The 20,029-nt window shown below is 53.4% G+C and carries 21 protein-coding genes and 1 other RNA gene; 6 read left to right on the forward strand and 16 right to left on the reverse strand.

Features of this window, described 5'->3' with window-relative positions; genetic code table 11:
• Positions 1–2: 2 nt before the first annotated feature.
• The 4 genes from NSU18_RS08315 to NSU18_RS08330 all read right to left on the reverse strand — a co-directional run bounded on the left by NSU18_RS08315 (position 3) and on the right by NSU18_RS08330 (position 4,033).
• On the reverse strand, positions 3–1,577 hold the full coding sequence (locus tag NSU18_RS08315) for an RsmB/NOP family class I SAM-dependent RNA methyltransferase (RefSeq protein WP_341148767.1): 1,575 nt from the start codon (positions 1,575–1,577) through the stop codon (positions 3–5).
• A 67-nt stretch (positions 1,578–1,644) separates the two neighbouring features.
• The gene (locus tag NSU18_RS08320; RefSeq protein ID WP_341020514.1) at positions 1,645–2,109 is read right to left on the reverse strand and encodes a DUF309 domain-containing protein; all 465 of its coding nucleotides are present in this window, start codon (positions 2,107–2,109) and stop codon (positions 1,645–1,647) included.
• Complete coding sequence (locus NSU18_RS08325; RefSeq protein WP_341020513.1) at positions 2,099–2,911, reverse strand: GTP pyrophosphokinase; 813 nt, start codon at positions 2,909–2,911, stop codon at positions 2,099–2,101. Before NSU18_RS08325 ends, NSU18_RS08320 begins: the two co-directional genes overlap by 11 nt.
• A gap of 27 nt (positions 2,912–2,938) precedes the next feature.
• Positions 2,939–4,033, reverse strand: a complete 1,095-nt coding sequence (locus tag NSU18_RS08330; RefSeq protein WP_341148768.1) for a quinone-dependent dihydroorotate dehydrogenase — start codon at positions 4,031–4,033, stop codon at positions 2,939–2,941.
• A 443-nt stretch (positions 4,034–4,476) separates the two neighbouring features.
• Here NSU18_RS08330 and NSU18_RS08335 point away from each other — a divergent pair, with 443 nt between their 5' ends.
• On the forward strand, positions 4,477–4,614 hold the full coding sequence (locus NSU18_RS08335; RefSeq protein WP_341020511.1) for a hypothetical protein: 138 nt from the start codon (positions 4,477–4,479) through the stop codon (positions 4,612–4,614).
• Here NSU18_RS08335 and NSU18_RS08340 read toward each other — a convergent pair.
• The 3 genes from NSU18_RS08340 to NSU18_RS08350 form a co-directional block, all read right to left on the reverse strand.
• Positions 4,611–6,035, reverse strand: a complete 1,425-nt coding sequence (locus tag NSU18_RS08340; protein WP_341148769.1) for a L,D-transpeptidase family protein — start codon at positions 6,033–6,035, stop codon at positions 4,611–4,613. The two genes, NSU18_RS08335 and NSU18_RS08340, sit on opposite strands and share 4 nt — an antisense overlap.
• 136 nt (positions 6,036–6,171) lie before the next feature.
• Positions 6,172–6,414 carry a ferredoxin gene (locus tag NSU18_RS08345; RefSeq protein ID WP_036702186.1) on the reverse strand — a complete coding sequence of 81 codons (243 nt, stop codon included), beginning with the start codon at positions 6,412–6,414 and terminating at the stop codon, positions 6,172–6,174.
• A 160-nt stretch (positions 6,415–6,574) separates the two neighbouring features.
• On the reverse strand, positions 6,575–7,867 hold the full coding sequence (locus NSU18_RS08350; protein ID WP_341020509.1) for a DNA polymerase IV: 1,293 nt from the start codon (positions 7,865–7,867) through the stop codon (positions 6,575–6,577).
• 194 nt (positions 7,868–8,061) lie between these two features.
• Here NSU18_RS08350 and cimA point away from each other — a divergent pair, with 194 nt between their 5' ends.
• Positions 8,062–9,681 (forward strand): citramalate synthase, encoded by a 1,620-nt coding sequence (cimA, locus tag NSU18_RS08355; RefSeq protein WP_341020508.1) that lies wholly within the window; start codon positions 8,062–8,064, stop codon positions 9,679–9,681.
• Between the two features lie 95 nt (positions 9,682–9,776).
• On the opposite strand, the gene NSU18_RS08360 is transcribed toward cimA, so the two are convergent.
• From NSU18_RS08360 to NSU18_RS08375, 4 genes are all read right to left on the reverse strand, one after another.
• The gene (locus NSU18_RS08360; RefSeq protein ID WP_341148770.1) at positions 9,777–10,337 is read right to left on the reverse strand and encodes a TlpA family protein disulfide reductase; all 561 of its coding nucleotides are present in this window, start codon (positions 10,335–10,337) and stop codon (positions 9,777–9,779) included.
• Between the two features lie 374 nt (positions 10,338–10,711).
• The gene (locus tag NSU18_RS08365; protein ID WP_341020503.1) at positions 10,712–11,461 is read right to left on the reverse strand and encodes an exonuclease domain-containing protein; all 750 of its coding nucleotides are present in this window, start codon (positions 11,459–11,461) and stop codon (positions 10,712–10,714) included.
• Entirely contained in the window at positions 11,458–12,531 is a 1,074-nt protein-coding gene (locus tag NSU18_RS08370; RefSeq protein ID WP_341151007.1) for a DUF294 nucleotidyltransferase-like domain-containing protein, read from the reverse strand. The genes NSU18_RS08365 and NSU18_RS08370 overlap by 4 nt, the downstream gene beginning before the upstream one ends.
• A 39-nt stretch (positions 12,532–12,570) precedes the next feature.
• A complete protein-coding gene (locus NSU18_RS08375; protein ID WP_341020501.1) occupies positions 12,571–13,965 on the reverse strand; it encodes an ammonium transporter in 1,395 nt (464 codons plus the stop codon).
• A gap of 549 nt (positions 13,966–14,514) precedes the next feature.
• Here NSU18_RS08375 and NSU18_RS08380 point away from each other — a divergent pair.
• Positions 14,515–14,946, forward strand: coding sequence for a MerR family transcriptional regulator (locus NSU18_RS08380; protein ID WP_036702199.1), 432 nt, complete (start codon positions 14,515–14,517; stop codon positions 14,944–14,946).
• Between the two features lie 34 nt (positions 14,947–14,980).
• Positions 14,981–15,658 carry a zinc metallopeptidase gene (locus tag NSU18_RS08385; RefSeq protein WP_445321794.1) on the forward strand — a complete coding sequence of 226 codons (678 nt, stop codon included), beginning with the start codon at positions 14,981–14,983 and terminating at the stop codon, positions 15,656–15,658.
• 35 nt (positions 15,659–15,693) lie between these two features.
• Here the strand turns inward: NSU18_RS08385 and NSU18_RS08390 are convergent, their stop codons facing one another.
• Positions 15,694–16,611: a LysR family transcriptional regulator gene (locus NSU18_RS08390; RefSeq protein WP_341020497.1), complete on the reverse strand. Its 918-nt coding sequence runs from the start codon at positions 16,609–16,611 to the stop codon at positions 15,694–15,696.
• Positions 16,612–16,625: 14 nt separating this feature from the next.
• Positions 16,626–17,246, reverse strand: a complete 621-nt coding sequence (locus NSU18_RS08395; protein ID WP_341020495.1) for a rhomboid family intramembrane serine protease — start codon at positions 17,244–17,246, stop codon at positions 16,626–16,628.
• 112 nt (positions 17,247–17,358) lie between these two features.
• Between NSU18_RS08395 and tpx the strand changes: the two genes are divergently transcribed.
• Positions 17,359–17,877, forward strand: coding sequence for a thiol peroxidase (gene tpx / locus NSU18_RS08400; protein WP_340754751.1), 519 nt, complete (start codon positions 17,359–17,361; stop codon positions 17,875–17,877).
• Positions 17,878–18,072: 195 nt separating this feature from the next.
• Here the strand turns inward: tpx and NSU18_RS08405 are convergent, their stop codons facing one another.
• The 3 genes from NSU18_RS08405 to NSU18_RS08415 all read right to left on the reverse strand — a co-directional run bounded on the left by NSU18_RS08405 (position 18,073) and on the right by NSU18_RS08415 (position 19,747).
• The gene (locus NSU18_RS08405) at positions 18,073–18,462 is read right to left on the reverse strand and encodes a DUF1499 domain-containing protein (protein ID WP_036725209.1); all 390 of its coding nucleotides are present in this window, start codon (positions 18,460–18,462) and stop codon (positions 18,073–18,075) included.
• Between the two features lie 149 nt (positions 18,463–18,611).
• Positions 18,612–18,803: non-coding RNA, 6S RNA (gene ssrS, locus NSU18_RS08410), on the reverse strand.
• 104 nt (positions 18,804–18,907) lie between these two features.
• Positions 18,908–19,747: a YesL family protein gene (locus tag NSU18_RS08415; protein WP_341148771.1), complete on the reverse strand. Its 840-nt coding sequence runs from the start codon at positions 19,745–19,747 to the stop codon at positions 18,908–18,910.
• Positions 19,748–19,926: 179 nt separating this feature from the next.
• Here NSU18_RS08415 and NSU18_RS08420 point away from each other — a divergent pair, with 179 nt between their 5' ends.
• Positions 19,927–20,022: a hypothetical protein gene (locus NSU18_RS08420; protein ID WP_036702210.1), complete on the forward strand. Its 96-nt coding sequence runs from the start codon at positions 19,927–19,929 to the stop codon at positions 20,020–20,022.
• The last annotated feature ends 7 nt before the right edge of the window (positions 20,023–20,029 follow it).

Raw genomic sequence — 20,029 nt, forward strand, 5'->3', positions numbered from 1 at the left:
CTCTAAGTCCACCTCCAGCCTGCGGGATATTCGTTCTTCAGTAGTCCGTCCTGCCATTTGCCCCAGCCCACGCTGAAGCCGTCGATGCAGACGAGGGTATAGCCTTTGTAAGCATGTCCTTCCTTAATCGACAGGCGCCCTGCGGGGATCGACAAGGTCTCCCCCTTCAGGTAGGATACCGCTTCCCCGCTGGCGCTGGATAGCGATACCCAGCGGCTGCATTCCTCAGGACGCAATGCTGTTGCGAGCGGATGACCGGGAACGAATCTGCCGCTCTTGATCTGTCCCGCATACCAGCCCGGCCGAACCGTCTTCAGACCGTCCAGCGCTTCACGCGGCAACGGGGAAATATATAGATGGTCGCCGAACCATATCGCATGTCCGGGCGGCTGTGCCCCCAGCAGCTCTTCAATAAAGTCCGCATAGACCGCGAACGCTACCGCTTCCCCGCCAGTTCGCTGTGACTGCGGACCTGGACCCGTTCCGGCTCTACCAGAGCCAGAGCCGGAGCCGTGTCCAGATCCGCGTCCTCCCTTGCCGCCCCGGCCGTGATCTGCCTTACCGGGAACTGCCTTACTATGAAAGTCTGTTTTGCCAGCCTTGCTCCGGGGGGCAGTGGACAGGCTTCTCTCTCTCATGTCATTTCGTGCTTTTACATTCTCAGCCTGACTCTCCGCTCCGTCACTTCCATCATGGCGTAATACCGCCATGAAATGCCCTTCCCCCTTGACCTTATGCGGCCACAGCCGCGCCGCACCCGGCAATCGGCCGAGTCCGGCAGCGAACGGACCGGTTCCGCCTACGGGAACCAGCGAGAACTGCGGATGCCCGGACAGGAACCCGGCAATCATCTCCTCGTTCTCCTCCGGAGCGAACGTGCAGGTGGAGTACACCATGGTACCGCCGGGCTTCAGCGCTGAAGCTGCAGCCCGCAGAATCTCCCGCTGCATCTCCGCATATTTGTCCGGGGTTCCCGGCTCCCACTGTCTGACCATATCCTCGTCCTTGCGGAACATGCCTTCACCCGAACACGGCGCGTCGATCAGAATCCGGTCGAAGAACCCCGGGAAGGCCGCCGCAATCCGCTCCGGGCGCTCATTCAGGACAATGCCGTTACGCACGCCGTACAGCTCCAGATTCTTGGCGAGCGCCTTCGTCCGTTCAGGATGCAGGTCATTCGAGACCAGCAGGCCTTCGCCCTGCAGCTTGGCAGCAATCTGGGTAGACTTGCCGCCCGGGGCTGCGCACAGATCGAGCACCCGGTCCCCCGGCTGAACGTCCAGCAGTTCAACCGGGGCCATGGCACTCGGCTCCTGAATATAGTACAGCCCCGCATGATAATAGGGGTGCTTTCCGGGTCTGGCTCCCTCTCCGGTATAGAAGCCCGAAGGACACCAGGGAATCGGCTCCAGTGTGAAGGGGGAACGCTCCCGCAGCCCGTCCACCGCTATTTTCAGTGTATTGGCACGGATTCCCCCGTAGGGTGACTGCTGATAGGTATCTATAAATTGCTCATATTCCGGTCCCAGCAGCTCTTTCATACGCTGCGCGAAAGCTCCGGGCAGTTGTGCCGTCATGATGCCTTCCTCCCGCTCAAATAATCAGGAACACCCCTGCGGGTGCTCCTGTTGTACCTTACTATGGTCAAGCGCCATCCGGGCTGTGCCTGGGTCTGTCCGGCCGCTGCGGCCCGCGCCGCTGGGGCAGCACAGGCGGAGTAGACTCAGCCGCCAGCCTGACCTCTTCCTCCAGCACGGGGTCTACGATGCGTATTGTGAGATCATAATATTCAAAGGGCTGGTCACCGTAAGCTTCCAGGAGGGCAACATACTCCCCAGCTTCCCGGACCAGCTTCGCCAGATCAACACCCAGCGTCACTGCCGGATATCTGCCCAGTACTTCATGGGACTGTTTCAGCAGAATCAGGCTGCCGCGCACATTGGCATTACGGAAATGGTACAGCCCTACTGCCACCTGCAGCAGAGCTTTGTATAATGGATCACGCTGCTTTTCCAGCCATAATTCCTCTAGCACCTCATGACATTCGAAATAATCCCTGTCCCGGTTGAAGTAGATGAGGTAGGCCAGATACAGCGGCTCATAAGCCATCCGGCTCGCTGCCCTTCTTGGCCTTCGAGAGCAGCTCGCGCACATGGTCCAGCAGTTCCTTCATTGCATCCATATCCTGAGCCTGCCAGATCGCATTGAACCGTTCCTGGCTCTCAATCGCTTCATTCACAAGATGATAGAAATACAGCTGATGAATCGCCTTCAGCAGTTGGGTCGTCATGTTCGAGTTCTCCTCGAAGGTCTTCTGGGCCTCCAGAATCTCTTCCCGGATACTCGACATCTCGCTGTCCAGAATGGATGCCGCTTCTGCTGCCGTCTTCAGGCGCACCCGCATTTCATCGGGCAGGCTCTCCCGGTATTTATAATTCAGCGAATGCTCAATGGTTGCCCAGAAGTTCATCGCCAGTGTACGGATTTGAATTTCAGCCAGTACAATCTTTTGACCCAGCGCAGTCTGTACCGGATACCGGATGATCATATGGAAGCTGCGGTAGCCGCTCTCCTTATAATTGGTAATGTAGTCCTTCTCATATAGTACTTCAAGGTCCTTGCGGGCACGGATGTATTCCGCCACTCTGCGGATATCCTCCACGAACTGGCACATAATGCGAATGCCGGCGATATCCTCAATACCCGTTTCCAGATCCTCCATTTTGACATTTAACCGTTTGGCCTTCTCAAGTATGCTAGACAGCCGCTTCACACGGCCGGTAACGAATTCAATCGGAGTGTATTCTTCCCTTTTCTTGAGTTCAGAGCGCATCGTCTTGAATTTAACCTTCAATTCCTCCACCGTTTGTTCATAAGGAAGCAGAAAAGTTCCCCAGTCCCTGACGTCCATCGCCTTGTCCTCCTGTCCATTCATCCTTCAGTGATGATCAGCGCCTACCGCATCAAGGAGCCTCTGATAGCCATCCCGCCGCAGCAGCTGCCGTAGTCCGGCATGCACTCTGCGGTTAACCTCCGGCCCTTCATAGATGAGTGCTGTATAAATTTCGACCAGACTGGCGCCTGCCCGTATTTTATCGTAAGCATCCTGGGCTGTAAAAATCCCGCCCGACCCGATAATCGGCAGCTTGCCGCCAGTCTGGGTATAGATTCTGCGGATAATCTCTGTAGAACGTTCACTCAGCGGCTGGCCGCTCAGCCCGCCTGTCTCACTGGCTTTGTCGCTCTGCAGCCCTTCACGGGAGAGTGTCGTATTGGTGGCAATGATGCCGTCCATTCCGGCTTCCGTGATGGTATGTACCATATATTCCAGCTCAGCGTCACTGACATCGGGAGCAATCTTGACCAGAAGCCCTTTTGTGAAGCCAGTCTTCGCCCGCTGCAGCTCCATTTCTTCCTTAACCTCGCTAAGCAGGTTCGAGAGCTCGCTGCCATGCTGAAGACTCCGGAGATCCGGGGTATTCGGCGAGCTGATATTGACCACAAAAAAATCACCGTACGGATACAGCGTACGGATACACTTGCGGTAATCCTCATGCGCCAATTCATTCGGGGTGGCCTTGTTGCGTCCGATATTGACCGCCACCGGAATTCTGCGCTTCTTCAGCTTCTTGAGACGTTCAGCCATAGCCTCCGCGCCTTCATTATTGAAGCCCATCCGGTTAATAAGCGCTTTGTCGGGCAGCAGCCGGAACAGCCGGGGGCTGTCATTGCCGGGCTGGCCTACCGGAGTTACCGTGCCTACCTCCATGAATCCGAAGCCGATCGAAGAGAAACCTCCTACCGCTTCCGCATTCTTATCCAGTCCTGCCGCTAAGCCCACTGGGGTTGGGAAATGTACCCCGAACAGATCCATTGCAAGATCAGCAGTCTCAGGAACCCCGTACATTAGCCGCATGGCTGCGCTCCCGCCGGGAACCAGATCTGCTTTATTCAGTCCGCCGATGACGAGATGATGCGCCGTCTCCGGGTCCATTTTAAAGAAAATAGGTTTACCAAAATGTCGATACAGCACCGTTCTCGCTCCTTCAAGGGAACCACAATTGACATAACGACTCCCGTATCTATAGGTTTCTTCTTAATTTTATCCGTTTCCGGGGGAAAAGAAAAGTTTTTTGCCGCAGCGATTGTCCCCGCCCTGCCGCACTTCCCCCACACCGCCGCTACTTCTCACACAGATTCCCCGGAATTTCGCTTTTGGATCTGCTTGCCATGGCAGCCTCACTCCTGTTTCTGTGTTCTTCACGCTCCAGCATGAAACCTTCCTTATGATACTCCAGCCGGTATTCGCTGTATAGACTAAGGCTTAGGTGATCTAGTCCCTGCCGCAAGAGATTGCAGCTAGACTTGTCTTTTCATCCAGACTAGAATAGAAGAGCGGGCACAAGTTTCATGCACCGCCGCCAAGCCTCACATGTAAGGGTTATCACAGACTAAGAGAGAAAGAAGGGTGACCTAATGTCAACCAAACGTAAGCCTCCTACACTCCAGCAGAAAAAAGAAGAAGTGAACCGCAAAGCCATTCTGTGGATCAGCGCCAGCCTCGTACTGCTGATTGCGCTTATCGCCGTTTTATTTGTCTTTCTCGGGAATTAGTTCAGCCAATGGTACACTTTATGGGGGTTGGTCTGATTACGGGGCGAATCCGAAGGGAAACGTTCCTCCGGTACGACCAGCTCCTCAGGCAGAACCCCTTGACTGATCTGAACCTTCGTGCCCATCGGCACCATCGCGAACAGCTCCTCCACATCCTTCCGGTTCATCCGGATACACCCCAGCGACTCATCCTTGCCGATGCTACCCGGCTCATTCGTCCCGTGAATTGCATAATTACTGTCCGAGAGCTGCATGCCGCGGCTGCCGAATTCCCCGTTATCGCGCCCGTTCGGGTTCACGACCTTATCCTTAATGAAGAACTCTCCTTCAGGTGTCTTATCTCCGCCGAGCCCCACAGGATAATTCCGCACAATCACATTGCCGCTGGTGACCGCCAGACGGTAGCTTTGCTTATCTACAATAATAGTAAGGTGTTCTTTGAAAAAGAGCTTCTCCCCCGGCCCCGCCGCCGGACGTCCTCCGCCTGTCTGCTCTTGTCCCGGAGTACCTGCCTCTTGGCCGGACAGCTGCGGAGATGCAGAGAGCAGCGGCGCCTCTCCCCGTGCGGCACTGCGCAGCGGTGCGAAGGCTTCCTTCATCAGAGGGGTGATGCCGCCCAGCACGTTCGCCGGGAACGGCCTCACTAATTCCTGTACCGCTTCGGGATAAGCCCCTTTGATGTTCTTGTACGCATGCAGCGCACTCCATAGCACAGCGAGCTCCTCCTGCTGCTTCTGCCAGACCAGCCCCTGCTGTTTAAGCTCCGCCGGACCCGGCGGCTGGCAAGCGCACGCTGCCTGATTATAAGACTGATAGACTATGCGCCCTTCTCCGCTCTTGGCAAGGGTAGCCTCCAGCGGCAGCCCTTTCTTCCACAGCAGCCATTTGCCCGAGCGCTTCATACCGAGCAGTGCGGTGGCGGAAGGCGTCTTCGCCGACTTCAGGATGGCTGCCAGGCCCCCTCCCCCCGCAGCAGCATCCGACGCTACCGCCATGAAATCCAGACTTATCGGTTCTTGCGGACTTACCTGCGGCTCTTCGGCGGTCTCCGGCAGCACGGCTGAGATATTCGCGGCCGGAGCAGCTCTGCCCGCACTGCCTTGCTGAATTCCCGGTGCAACGGCAGCCGGAATAAGCAGTAACAACATCAGCATTAGAGCCAGGAGAACCCTGCGCTTCCTGAGCCTCGCAGTCTGCCGTTCCCGGGCCGATTCCAGCAGCCCTTCCTCGTACTGCTGCAGCATTTCCGCCGGCACCTTGCTGCGTTCAAAAGCTTCATATACTTCCCCGGCCTGATTAAAGCAGTAATTCGCCTTTCCATACTGGCCATTCTTATAGTATTCCTTACCAAGCAAGTACCATGCCATCTTATTGTCTGAATGCATCTGTACATAGGCTTTTAGATGCTGAGCATTCTTCATGTTGGCCTCCACTATTGGTGGTATGGTTATGTATGCGTATGTATCTTCTATTTTATATCGGCAGGGAATGCAAAAAAAGACACCCCAAGCCGCATTTATCGCGGACCGGAGATGTCTTTATGTAGAAGGCAGAAGCTTAGCCTTCTTTGTTGAAAGGTGCATCTGCAATCTTAATGGAATCTGTAGGGCATCCGTCAGCTGAATCCTGCAGGTCATCGAACAAGTCGTCCGGAATCACTACATTACCGTGGTTGCCGTCGTTCTCATAGATCACTTCTGCCAAACCTTCATCATCGTAATCAAAAATATCAGGGGCCGTCGCGCCACAAGCACCACAAGCGATGCATGTGTCCTTTTCGACCCAAGTGTACTTAGCCATTTTTTCTCTGCCTCCCGCTTAACTATACAGCCTGCAGTCGCAGCCTGTTATTTTTCTCATATTAATATAAATAGGATACAATTTCAATGAATTTTCAATGTGTTGACATTATTGCCTCATTCTTTGCGGTCCCCCAGGGCGGCTGATGACGGACCTTAACTCAGTCTATATCCTTGTCTGCGCCGTCCAGATTATCCTTCTGCAGCGAGGTCCCCCGCTCCTTATGGTTACGCAGACGCGCCGAGTGGCTGTCGCTCAGCATCCCTGCGGTCAGCACTGCATTCTCGCCGAATTTATTGCGCAGCATATCCATCGCTTTATTGAGCGACTCCTTCTTCGGCTGCCGTTCGTAGTCGAACAGGTCCAACTGAATGGCCGACTCCTCTTTGGGTATCAGCCCCTGGAGCGTTACCCCCAGCAGCCGCACGGGCTTGTCACCCTTCCAGTGGCGTGCGAACTGGTCACATGCCACCTTGTAGATATCCTCGGCGCTCTCCGTGGGAGCCTCAAGCTGACGGGAGCGGGTAATCGTCTTCATATCCGGCGTGCGGATCGTCAGCTGTACCCCCGCTGCAACCAGCCCCTGCTTCCTCAGTCTCCGCGCGACCTGATCGCTTAGGTTCAGCAGAATCGGGCGCGCCTCAGCCAGACCTACTACATCATGCGGCAGCGTGGTTGTATGGCCGATGGATTTGCTCTGCTCACGCTCAGGATTCACGATCCCGTGATCAATCCCGTTCCCCGCCCGCTTCAGCCAGGCGCCCATGACGCCGAAATGGCCGACCAGCATCGCCTCGTCCGCAGCCGCCAGCTGTCCGATGCTGTAGATTCCCAGCTTGCGCAGCTTCTCGGCCGTCTTGCCGCCAATCCCGAACATCTCATTGCACGGCTTGTCCCACAGCACGGAAGGCACATCACGCAGCCGCAGCACCGAGATGCCGCTGGGCTTCTTCAGATCAGAAGCGATCTTCGCCAGCAGCTTGTTGGGGGCAATCCCGATGGAGCACGGCAGACCCAGCTCCTCCATAATCCGCCGCTGCAGCGCCTCGGCAATCTCCGGCGGCGTTCCGAATTGCCGGGAGCCTGTGATATCCAGATAACACTCGTCTATCGAGACCGCTTCGAGCAGGGGAGTATAGCTGTAGGCAATTTGCATAAATGCATTCGAGTACTTGCGGTATAGATGGAAATCCGGCTTAATAAGCATTAAAGACGGACAAATCCGCAGCGCCTTCTGCACCTGCATGCCGGTGGAGATGCCCAGCCTGCGAGCGGCGTAGGAGCAAGTGACGATAATTCCCCTTCTAGCCTCCACGCTGCCCGCCACCGCTGTCGCCTTTCCTTTATATTGCTCCGGATCTTCCGCCTCATGCACAGAGCAGTAAAAGGCATTCATGTCCACATGCAGAATAACCCTGCCGCTTGCCGGATAATACTGATCCACACTCTGCATGGTATCCACCTTCTTATCTTCGGGGTTCCATTGTTATTGTCAGCATACCTCTACCCCGGCGGGAGGTCAACTTGCCAGTGAGCAGGTTGTGACGGCGCGGTGAAAAGTTCTTTGTTACTTTCCCGCGTAAAAATGCTATAATATAAAAATTAATTTCCTATGCGAAGGCTAATAACACTTTTAGGAGGACACTCATGTCTAAGTCTATCTCCATCTTCGATACCACCCTGCGTGACGGAACACAAGGCGAGGGGATCAGCCTGTCGGCGGATGACAAGCTGAAGATTGCCAGGAAACTCGACGATCTGGGTGTCCACTATATCGAAGGCGGCAATCCGGGCAGCAACAACAAGGACATCGAATTTTTCAAAAGAGTCCAGGAGCTCCATCTGAATGCCAAGATTACCGCATTCGGCAGCACCCGGCGCAAGAACACAGTGGCTGAGCAGGACGAGGGACTGCAGCGGATGATTAACGCCGGCGTTCCGGCGGCTACCCTGGTGGGCAAATCGTGGGATTTCCATGTTCACACTGCCCTGCAGACCACCCTGGAAGAGAACCTGGCCATGACCTTCGACTCCATCTCTTATCTGAAGCGCAAGGGCCTTGAGGTCATCTTCGATGCAGAGCATTTCTTCGACGGCTTCAAGAATAATCCTGAATACGCCGCTGCCGTTCTCACCCGTGCCCGCGAGGCTGGGGCAGACTGGCTGGTGATGTGCGATACGAACGGCGGCACCCTGCCGCATGAGATTCATGATATTGTGACAAGCATTGGTGTACTGCTGCCAGAAGCATCGCTCGGTATTCATACACACAACGATTGTGAGCTTGCGGTTGCCAACACCCTAAGCGCAATCGGCGCCGGTGCCCGGCAGGTCCAGGGGACTATTAACGGCTACGGCGAGCGCTGCGGCAATGCCAATCTGTGCTCCATTATTCCTACGCTTCAACTTAAGATGGGCTACCGCTGCATCCCTGGCGATTCCCTGCCGCAGTTAACCAACACGGCCCGGTTCATCAGCGAGGTAGCCAACGTGAACATGCCGGTGAATCAGCCTTATGTCGGTACAGCCGCATTTGCCCACAAGGGCGGCATCCACGTATCTGCCATTTTGCGCGATTCACGGACGTACGAGCATATCGCCCCTGAACTGGTAGGCAATAAGCAGCGTGTCCTGGTCTCCGAGCTTGCCGGACAGAGCAATGTGCTGTCTAAGGCGCAGGACATGGGCCTCAGCCTTGATCCAAGCAGCGAGCAGGCGCGCAAGGTGATTGACAAGATTAAGAATCTTGAACACCAGGGGTATCAGTTCGAAGGCGCGGATGCTTCGCTTGAATTGCTGCTCCGGGAAGCAACCGGCGAGATGAACGAGCTGTTCACCTTCGAATCATTCAAGATGCTGGTTGAGAAAACCGCCGGCCGCCCTGTCGTCTCCGAAGCCTTCGTTAAGCTGAAGGTCGGCGGCGAGAGCCTGTACACAGCCGCCGAAGGCAACGGACCGGTCAACGCACTCGATAATGCGCTGCGTAAGGCGCTGCAGACCTACTTCCCGCAGCTTAAAGACATGCACCTCTCCGACTATAAGGTCCGCGTGCTGGATGAGCAGGATCAGACCGCCGCGAAGGTACGCGTGCTGATTGAATCCAAGGACTACAGCGACACCTGGAGCACCGTAGGCGTATCCAGCAACGTGATCGAAGCGAGCTGGGAGGCTCTGGTCGATTCCATGCGCTATGCCCTCCTGGGACAGATTTCACTGGACCAGGGAATTCCGGCCAGCAATGAACCGAGAGGTCTGGTCAATCACTGATGCCTGCTTTTCGCTCTCAAGATTCTACAAAGCCCTCCGGGTGCGGAAGTTACTCCGCGCAGGAGGGCTTTTCACTATATGGCTGATTGCCTGTGCTAGGACCCGGTTAGCGCAATAATCTTTTTCTCCAATTCCTCTGCGCTCAGGACCCCCAGAATAATCTCGCTGATGATCCCGTTCTTATCGATCAATACATTGGTCGGGAACACCGCCCCGTTATACTTGTCGAAGATCTGGCCCTTCAGATCATACATCACCGGGAAGGTCAGCATGTACTTCTTGACGAAGCGTTCCGCATTCGGCTTGTAATCCTGGCTGGTCACGTTAATTCCGTATACATCCAGCACCTTGCTGTATTTCATTGCCAGCTTATTCAGCTCAGGAGCCTCCTGCCGGCAAGGATCGCACCAGGAGGCCCAGAAGTTAAGAATGACCGGCTTCTCCCTCGCCCCATCGACCCCATATTGCTTATCCCCCTCCTGCACTGTAAAAGGAGGCGCTTTGAGTCCTGCCGATGCACCAGTCTCCGGTTCCCCCGTCTGCTGCAGGACCGCAACCGCCTTAGGCTCCGATTTCATTTTATGTTCTATGGCAAGAGCGGCCAGAAAAACAATCAAGGCCAGAATCGTTACATTCCGTTTATGGACTGCTTTCATAGAGTTCAGATCCTTTACATGGAGGATTTTTCTCTATTGTACCCCCACTTGCTCCAGTTTCAAACGTTATCATAAAAAAAGAGGATTCCGTCAAAGACGAAATCCCATGAAGAGAGAGGGGTAAAGCTGACAGCGGCCAGGAAAGCCTCCGGCTGTTCGGACCGGACTCTTCCGTACAGCAGAGGCTGGGGAAGCTTCTGCTGCCCGGCTGCCGCAGGAGACCTGCGTACAGCTGCTGGTGCTGCCGCAGCGGGTGGCATGTGTATTGGCCCAGGGCCGATACGCAACGTAGCGCCTGACCCGCCGCCATCCTGATATACCTTAATAAGTGTCCACCTTACATTGCAATCCGGCTAGTCTTACAACAATAGACCTCATGTCCTGCTTAGATAGGCGTACAAGTCGCCTAGTGTATCCACCTGGTTCTTTTGTAAGATCTGGCGGATGTAAGTAACCCACAGCTTCGCTGTCATCTTGGCATCCTCCAGCGCATGGTGACGTCCCTCAATAGGAATCTCATGGATCGCCAGCAGCTCATCCAGCGTGTAATTGCTGCGGTGCGGCTCCAGCCAGCGGGCCAGCATCATTGTATCCAGCACCCGGTGGGTTAACTGGACCTTGGAGGTCTTCCATAAGGCTGCGTTCAGGAATGCCTTATCATGGGCACTTCCGTGCGCCACCAGCACCCTCTGTCCGACGAAAGACATGAAGTTATGCAGGCCATCCATCAGCGGCGGAGCAGAGGAGGTCATCTCGGCTGAGATTCCGGTCAGTCTCGTAATATTGTCAGGAATCGCTGCCCCGCAGTTGACCAGTGTATAGAAGCATTCCTCTGCCTTGACCTCTTCGCCGACCACCCGGATCGCTCCGATAGACATAATCTCGTCTCCTCCTTGATGGGAGAAACCCGTAGTCTCCAGATCGAAAATCACCGTCTCCAGTTCAGAGAGCGGAGTATGCAGCACCTCAGGACGCCGTTTCTCGCGCATCAGAGAACGGATAAAGGCCATTTGCTGGGCTGTCTGCTGCGCCGATTCTCCGCCCCTCATGGAAGCGATGGCAGAGGGCATTCCGCCTTGCCGCAGATTATTCCAGAATCCTCCGCCTTTGCTCGGCTCCTTCATAGCTGTCTCCTTTCCGCTGACCGGAGCTGCCGCTGCAGCGCCTTATGCAGGCGTCTGATCAGCAGCAGGCTTTCCCGCAGCTCCGCCCGGAGCTGCTTATTCTTCAGATCATTCTCCGCATAATAATTACTGCTCACGAGCAGGCCGTCCGTCACCGTAAACGGCGTGTTCACCCGCATCCTGAGCGCTGTCAGACAAGCCCGCCTGATTTCTTCCAGATGCTGATACTGCTCCAGCTTAGTCAGCTCATCCAGCCGCTTCAGTGTCGAAGGAGCTTCAATTCCATGCAGCAGCGACAAGTGCCTGACAATATTGACAAGCGGAATGTAGAGGCCATATTTGACATCGAATCCGCCTGCATTATCACCGAACCGTTCCGTGAGCACTTGTCCCAGCAGGTTCAGCGTTGCCTTATGCCGCACGGTATTGCGCAGTACCGCCATCGTTAATTTGCTGTTATCCGTGAATCCGTTATGCAGGGCTTCCCGCCACTGTGCTGACAGCGCCTCACTTCCCGCTACATGCCGCATATCCGAAGCTATAATCAGGTACCTCACAGGCTCCCATTCGAGTTGCTCCATCCAGTCTGCCAGCTGGAGCTTCCAATCAGCCAGTGACTTCCGCCAGAGCGGCTCAGAGCACATGACCCTGCCCTCACACTTCTCATAGCCAATGGCCTCAAGCACATCCGACAGCATGCTGCCAAAAGCTTCGAAATACCTTTTTCGTTCCCCCTCCAGCGCTTCCTCAACAATCAGCCCGTTATCCTGATCACTCCATAGTGTAGCTTCCTTCCGGCCCGCACTGCCGAATACAATAAAGGAATAGGCGCAGGGAGGCAGGCCGTAGCCCGCCTCCTTCATCTGCGCCTCACATATCCGTACCGCCGTCCCGGCAAGCTGGTCATGCATCGCATTGACCCGGTGCATCCATTCCTGAACGGGAATCACGCCCAGCTGCTCCAGCAGCACTTGTTGACAAGCGGTACGCCTCCTCTTAAGCTCCTCCGGCGAACCGGCTGTTACGATGGACAAGTAACTTTCTTCTTCGTTCCAATCTGCTGCCTCCATCGAAGCCACACGGTCCGCCTCCCTGCCTGAGTATATATATTAGTGTTTGAGGGTTTTGGATTCTGATTCACTGATCAGCTTCATTTGCTCAGGATAACCGTAAGTACCGTGCTCACTGATATCCAGACCCATCAACTCTTCTTCTTCTGTTACACGGATACCCATAACCATCTTCATCACATACAGGATGACAAAGGACATCACGGCTACGAATACGAAGGTTCCGACTACACCCAGCGCCTGCACGCCGAGCTGATGGAAGCCGCCGCCGTAGAAGAGACCTGCTTTACCTACAAGTGCGCCTTGTTCAATCAGATCAGGTGCTGCGAAGAGACCTGTAGACAACGCCCCCCACATACCGGCGATACCATGTACAGAGAAAGCATAGATTGGATCATCCAGTCCTGCACGCTCCAGCCACTGCGAAGTCATGAAGGTGAAGGCACCGGCAACAAGACCGATAATGATGGCTGCCCAAGGCTCTACGAAGGCACAGGCACCCGTGATGGCAACCAGGGCTGCCAGTACGCCGTTTAGCATGGCTGGAATATCGGATTTGCCGAAGTACAGCCAGGAAGCTGCAAGAGCTGCCAGACCGCCTGCCGCTGCTGCAATATTAGTAGTCAGTGCTACGTGTCCGAAGAATCCGCCCATAGGAGACAACGCACTACCCGGGTTGAAGCCGAACCAGCCGAACCAGAGAATAATAACACCAAGGACTGTGAATACCTGATTATGTCCCGGAATAATAACCGGCTTGCCTTCTTTGTTGAATTTGCCAAGACGCGGCTTGAGAAGAATGGTCGCTACTACTGCCGCCGTTGCACCTGTAAGATGGACTACTGTAGAACCTGCATAATCCTGCATGCTCAGCTCTGCCAGCCAGCCGCCGCCCCATACCCAGTGAGCTACCACCGGATAAATCACAACCGAGAAAAGAATTCCGAAGATAATATATACGCTAAGCTTAGCACGTTCAGCCATACCGCCGGATACAATCGCCAGGGAGACTGCCGCAAATGCCATTTGGAACAGGAATTTCGTATTTAGTGTAACATCGGAGAAGGCCAGGGATTCGAATGCAGAGGCTGTGGAATCGCCGCCGTAGAAGAAGCCTGTAGTTCCGAAGAAGCTGTTGCCGTTACCGAAGCCAAGGCCAAAGCCCAGTGCCCAGAAGCACAAGCTTGCAATTGCCAGTGTCAGTACCGTCTTACCGGCCACGTGACCGGCGTTCTTCATCCGGACCGAACCGGCCTCAAGTAATGCGAACCCTGATTGCATGAAGAATACAAGGATAAATGCCAGGAACGTAAATGCAGTGTCAAGTCCAATCTGCAGATCCGGTGCTGCCGGACCCTCAGCTGCGAAGGCGCTGACCGGATAGATCATCAGTGTAATCATACCCAGGAACATCATCAACATCTTTTTTTTCATATTGTACCCCACTCCCCAATGTTATATTTTCTAACAAAGCGTGAAACTCTTAATGTCATTATAATCAGAAGTCAGGTAAATTGACAAGACTATTTTTTTGAATGCTTTAATTTAATTTTGGAAGCTGTTCCATTCTTCACTTAAGGAACGCTCCTGAGTACGATTACCGGTAACCCGCAAGAATTAGCGCGCTTCCTTACGTGCCAATTATGCAAACGCATACAGACAATAGTGCTCTTACCTTAGCATCATACTGTATTTTTATTAACGTCTATTAGTAAAGATGCCTTTTCTTATCCCTTGATTACTCCCATACCACGCTCTGCCTTCTTCAATTCTGAAGATTCCCCGCTTCCATAAAGACATAAATATATGACGCGATATGTTATGTTTTAAATAACTTCATCCTTTCTTAGAAGCCTCTCGCCCCAAGCATCTTTATGAAAAGTCAGCATATACTTTAAAGTAAGCGTCACGTTTGACTGTACGGTTTCCAATTTGATATGATTATTTCACGCAGTATATAGTGAGGTGAGATAACTTGGAGATATGACCCTTTACCGGATCGGAGAGCTGGCCAAGGCGGCCGGCATCAGTGAACGTACCATTGATTATTATACGAAGCTCGGACTGATTACACCCGAATCCAGGAGCATGAAGAACTACCGGCTCTACAGTCATGAAACCTTAGTCATTCTGCAACGTATTAATCAGCTTAAGCAAGAGAAATATACATTGGAAGAAATTAAATCCCTGATGGGCAAGTGGAATGCAGCCACACCTGAGGCTGAGGTCTCCGGGAAGCTGGTCCAGCTTGAGCTTCAGATGCAGCAGCTTGAACGGGAAGTGAAGGCCCTGGAGCCCGTGATAAGCGGTTTGAAGCCTGGCCAGGCCAACCGCGCACTGGCCGCACTGATTCCTCAGGGTGTCGCTTGTATGGAAGCGATCCGGCTTCTGCTGACGCAGGGCCCGCCAATGTAACAGCTTGTAATTTATAATGGAGGAATGAGCACCTATGATGCCACTAATGTATGTATTGTTAGCTGTCGCGTTTATCTTTTCTGTATGGGCCCAGTTCAGGGTCAAGGGCAATTTCAAGAAATGGGCCAAGGTGCCTAACATGAACGGCTTAACGGGTTACGAAGCTGCCCGGCGTATGCTGGATGCCAACGGACTCTACGATGTTCCCATTGAACCGGTTCAGGGAACCCTTACAGACCACTACGACCCGATTAACCGCGTTGTGCGGCTGTCGGAGCCTGTATATTATGAAAGCTCCATCGCAGCGGTCTCCGTCGCTTGCCACGAGATCGGTCATGCGATCCAGCACAAGGAGCATTATCCGATGCTGGCACTTCGCCACCGGATGTTCCCGGTCGTGAACTTTGCCTCCGGGGTGGCCCCCTTCATGCTGCTTGCAGGCTTCATCTTCAGCTCGTTCAATCTTATTGGACTCGGTATTATCTTCTTCTCTGCTGCAGTTGCCTTCCAGCTGGTCACACTGCCTGTCGAATTCAACGCCAGCAGCCGTGCGCGCACGATTATGTTACAGCAGGGCTTCATCCGCAACGACGAAGAGCGCGGCGTGGCCAAGGTCCTGAATGCCGCAGCGCTCACCTATGTTGCAGCAGCGCTAGTATCCCTGATCGAACTGATCCGCTTGATCCTGATGTTCCTCGGCAACCGCGATTAAGATCTATACGACTACACAGACAATACCCCGGTAGGCTATGAGCCGACCGGGGTATTGTCTGTGTGTCTGTCTTTGAAATAGGTAAGCAGGAAGTTACGGAAGGACTGGGCGACCAGCGGCAGCTTACCTTCTGCCCGGTGAATCAGCCCGACGGTTCTGGTAATCGTAGGCTCCACCACCCGGACCTGCGCAGGCTGCATCGGGTTGGTCTGGTAGAGCGCCATCTCCGGCAGCAGGCTTACCCCCATTCCGGCGGCTACCAGACCGCGAATCGTATCGGTCTCCCCGCCCTCAAAAGCAATCTGCGGCTTGAACCCTGCCGCCAGGCAGGCCTGCCACACAATCGGCCGCAGCGAGTAGCCTTGGCTGAACAATACGAACTTCTCGTCCCGCAGCTGCTCCAGCCGGATCACTTCTTCGCTGGCAAGCGGATGATTCTGCGGCAGAATGGCGAACAGCTCCTCGGTCATCACGATATCTCCGGCCACATGCCCCACATTCTCGGGGAACGGCGAGATGAATGCCAGATCCACCTCTCCAGAGATAACATCCTTGATTAAGGAAGGATAGGCCCCCTGCTTGAAGCGGAATTTCACATGGGGATAATGACGGCGGAACTCCGCCACAATCGAAGGAATCAGATGAGTCCCGAGGCTGTGCGGGAAGCCGATGCGAATCTCGCCGCGCTCCGGGTCAAGGAATTCATGCACCTCAGCCACTGAACGGTCGAGTTCATTCAGCACCGACTCCACTCTTTTGCAAAAGAGCTGCCCGACAGGTGTAAGCTGCAGGTTTCTCCCCTTCTGCATGAACAGATCCACCCCCAGCTCCTGCTCCAGCTGATGAATCTGGCGGCTCACCGCTGATTGTGCGACATGCAGCTCCTCCGCTGCTCTGGTGACATGTTCCTTCTGGGCAACCTTCAGAAAATACTGCAGCTGTCTAAGCTCCACGATTACACCCTTCCTTATCGCCGGTTTCGTTTGAATACACGGATGATTAGCCCATAAATGAAGAATCCGGCGATCAGGCCGCCGATATGAGCCATATAGTTGATATATGGAGTGGCAAAGGATGTGATAATCCCCATCACCAGAAGTCCATAGAGTGTCTTGCGCGAGCCCTCATCCATCATTGCCCTCTGGAACAACGCAATATAGAGGAATGCGCCATAGACAGCGTAGATCGCCCCCGAGGCCCCTACAGAGACAATCCCAATCTCCACAGGCCCGAGGCTGACCACTCCAAGCAGATTAGCAACGAAACCTCCGCCCAGATACAGCAGCGCATACCGCCACCAGCCCATCAGCCGCTCCAGCGGCGGGGCAAACACAAGCAGCGAGAAGCTGTTGAAGAACAAATGGGCAAAGCCGTTATGCAGGAACATCGCCGACGCGTAGCGCCACAGCTCATCCTTCTCAGGACCCACATTCACTGTAGCCCCATACTTCACAAGCGTGTTCAGGTTGGTAGAGCCGCCATTCAGAGACAGCACGATGAACATAACCACGTTGGCCAGAATCAGCGCACAGGTTACAGGATAATACCGGAGATAACTTCTCCACTTCTCATATCTTATAAAAATCATAACACCCCTCCTTTTATGTATGTTGTCCAGCTCGACATCCAGCTTCTAAAAAGATTATAATTTATTCTGGCAGGTACATGCCAATATTGCAATTCAAGGAGGAAACAAGCACATGACGCAAGAAAGAACAGGCGTAGCCACATTCAAGGGCAACCCCATCACTCTGGTAGGCCCGCAGCTGAAAGCCGGAGACCCCGCGCCGCAATTCACGGTTAGCAAGAATCTCCTGGAAGATGTTACTCTTACAGATTACGCTGGCAAAATCAAGCTGATCAGCGTTGTACCTTCCCTGGATACCGGTGTGTGCGATGCGCAGACCCGCCGCTTCAACAGCGAGGCTGCCGGTCTTGGCGATGATGTTGTCATTCTCACCATCAGTACAGACCTTCCCTTTGCCCAGGCCCGCTGGTGCGGCGCCGCAGGCATTGACAGTGTAATCACCCTGTCCGACCATAAGGAGACTTCCTTCGGACAAGCCTACGGCGTCCTTATCAAGGAATTCCGTCTCGACATGCGCTCTATCTTTGTTGTAGATAAGAACGATACTTTGGCTTATGTCGAGTATCTCGGTGAAATGGCTGAGCACCCGGACTACGAAGCGGCCATTTCCGCAGTTAAGGCTCTGCTGTAAGCTGGAACGGACAGCACTGATAGGTTATACAGCCTTCGAAGCTATAGATGTGCATTTTTGAAAAAAAGCGGCAGAAGGTCATCCTTCTCCGCTTTTTGCGTATGATGATCAATAAGGATAACCGCGTTCAGAGCGGGCTGTCCCGCTCCCGGAAACCGCATACAATCCCGGCAAAACATGCCCAGGTACTTGTCCTTAATCCACCTTATATTTGCCCAGCTTCTTATCCAGAGACTGGTACAAACGCTGAATGACACGGTAATTGGCACCCAGATCGCCGAGCGACCCTCTGGATGCTGAATATATATCTACGGCACAGCGTACGGGCGTGGTGCTTAGCACAGATACGGTGATATCCAGCGAGCGGCCTAACGCCGTTCTTTTCTCCAGCGTGATCTCCCCTACAGACTGCACTTCATGCAAGACCTTGTATCCAGGAATTTTCTTCAGTGTTGCGGAGACTTCGTCCCACGCCTTGTCTCTTGAAAGATTGTAATAACGCGTTTTCAATGCCGGATCTTTGGCACGGTCGCTTGTTCCGTCATGACTGCGAAATAAACCGACCAAGGTTCTTTTCAACGACAAAATTCTTCCCCCTCTTCAAATCCCAAGTTCACTACCTTAAGTGTAACACTCTTGTCCGCGGAACAAAAGGGCATTGCTCACTTTAACCTTGAAAAAGGCACCCTTTACCCGCAAGTGAGCAGGTAACAGGGTGCCTTGTCGATTCCATTAGAAAACCCGCCTATGCCGTCCGGCTGCAGTGTCTTCTGAACCTGCTAGAGCAGGTGGGTGACCGCAGAAGTCGTTTTTGAATTCCCCAGGTCATATAGACAGGGCTGTTCAGCCGCGCTTCATGTAGATCTCCCAAGACATTATCATTGGTTCAAAACAACGAGCAACCATAACGTACATCGCAGGATTTATAAACATTATAGTGCGTTTTGACGAAAAAGTAAACCTGTATACGCTTTATTTAACACCGGGATCATTTTCCGTTGACATTACTGCCCGGATGATCAAAGGAATATTAAGTCCGCTTGAAATCCTTACCGGTGTCCTTGTCTCTGTCGTCTTCGTCATCCTCGTCATCGTCGTCATCCGACGCAAGACCTTCGTTCTCAGCCGCTTCCAGTGCGGCCTGTTCTTCAGCCAGCTTCTTTTTCTCCACCTGTAATTGCAGCTTATTGTATGTAGCGAAGAAATTAAAGAAGGCAAGCATAGCAACCAGCGTAGGAATACAAATCACGTAGAGAACCGGATACCGCAGACCTATATAGAGAAGAACGCCTGAACCAATCAACGTCGAGAACACACGGATCGGCCGGGCGATCGTGAGCAGAATCGAATTGGTTACCACTTCCTTGAACGTCATCTGGTAGTGAACTACGATAGAGAAGAAGTTAAACATCGATACGAACAAAATAATCATCAGCACCAGCATCAGGATACCGACGATCTTGAAATTCGGCATTTGTGTCATGTATACGGTCACATCAACGTACATCACGACAAACAGCAGGGTGTAGATAAGCCCTCCCAGCATGCTTTTCAGATAATTCTCTTTGTACCCCTGAAAAAAAGTGCGGAATGTACTTACATCGGTATTGCCCATTACCCATTTGCGCACCACTGTAAATAACGCCGACGTCGCCGGAAATACAGTGAATGGCGCGAATACTCCAAGTACCCAGTTCAGCATAATCTGCTCATTCGGTCCGCCTGCCTCTGAACCCAGCATGAGGATCTTCAGAATTCCTGCGAACAGGAACGGTATCGAACACAATGCCCATAATATATTGCTGAAGGCGATGCGTGAGATCCATTCCGTGATGCGGTATATACCGCCCATTGCTCCTTTAAACTCCAATTCCCTTCCTCCTGTCTATCTTGTGCATACTGCGTATCTTAACTATACCTGTTTGTACTGGACTTTTCCAGCGCCCAAGTTTACAAGTTCTAGGTAAGTGTCTAAGCAAGCACTGCAATACGTCCATATATTACATTGTAACCACAACAAATCCCCCATGTTCAAAGGAGGTTGACCTCATGTCCGCACCTGGCTGCTGCAATCCCTGGACTTCCACCGGAACAATTCTCGTGCTCTTCATCCTGCTGGTCATTATCAGCCGTACCTTCATCTAAGCGAATC

Origin of the sequence: Paenibacillus sp. FSL H8-0048 (genome assembly GCF_038002825.1) — a bacterium.
GTDB lineage: Bacteria > Bacillota > Bacilli > Paenibacillales > Paenibacillaceae > Paenibacillus_AQ.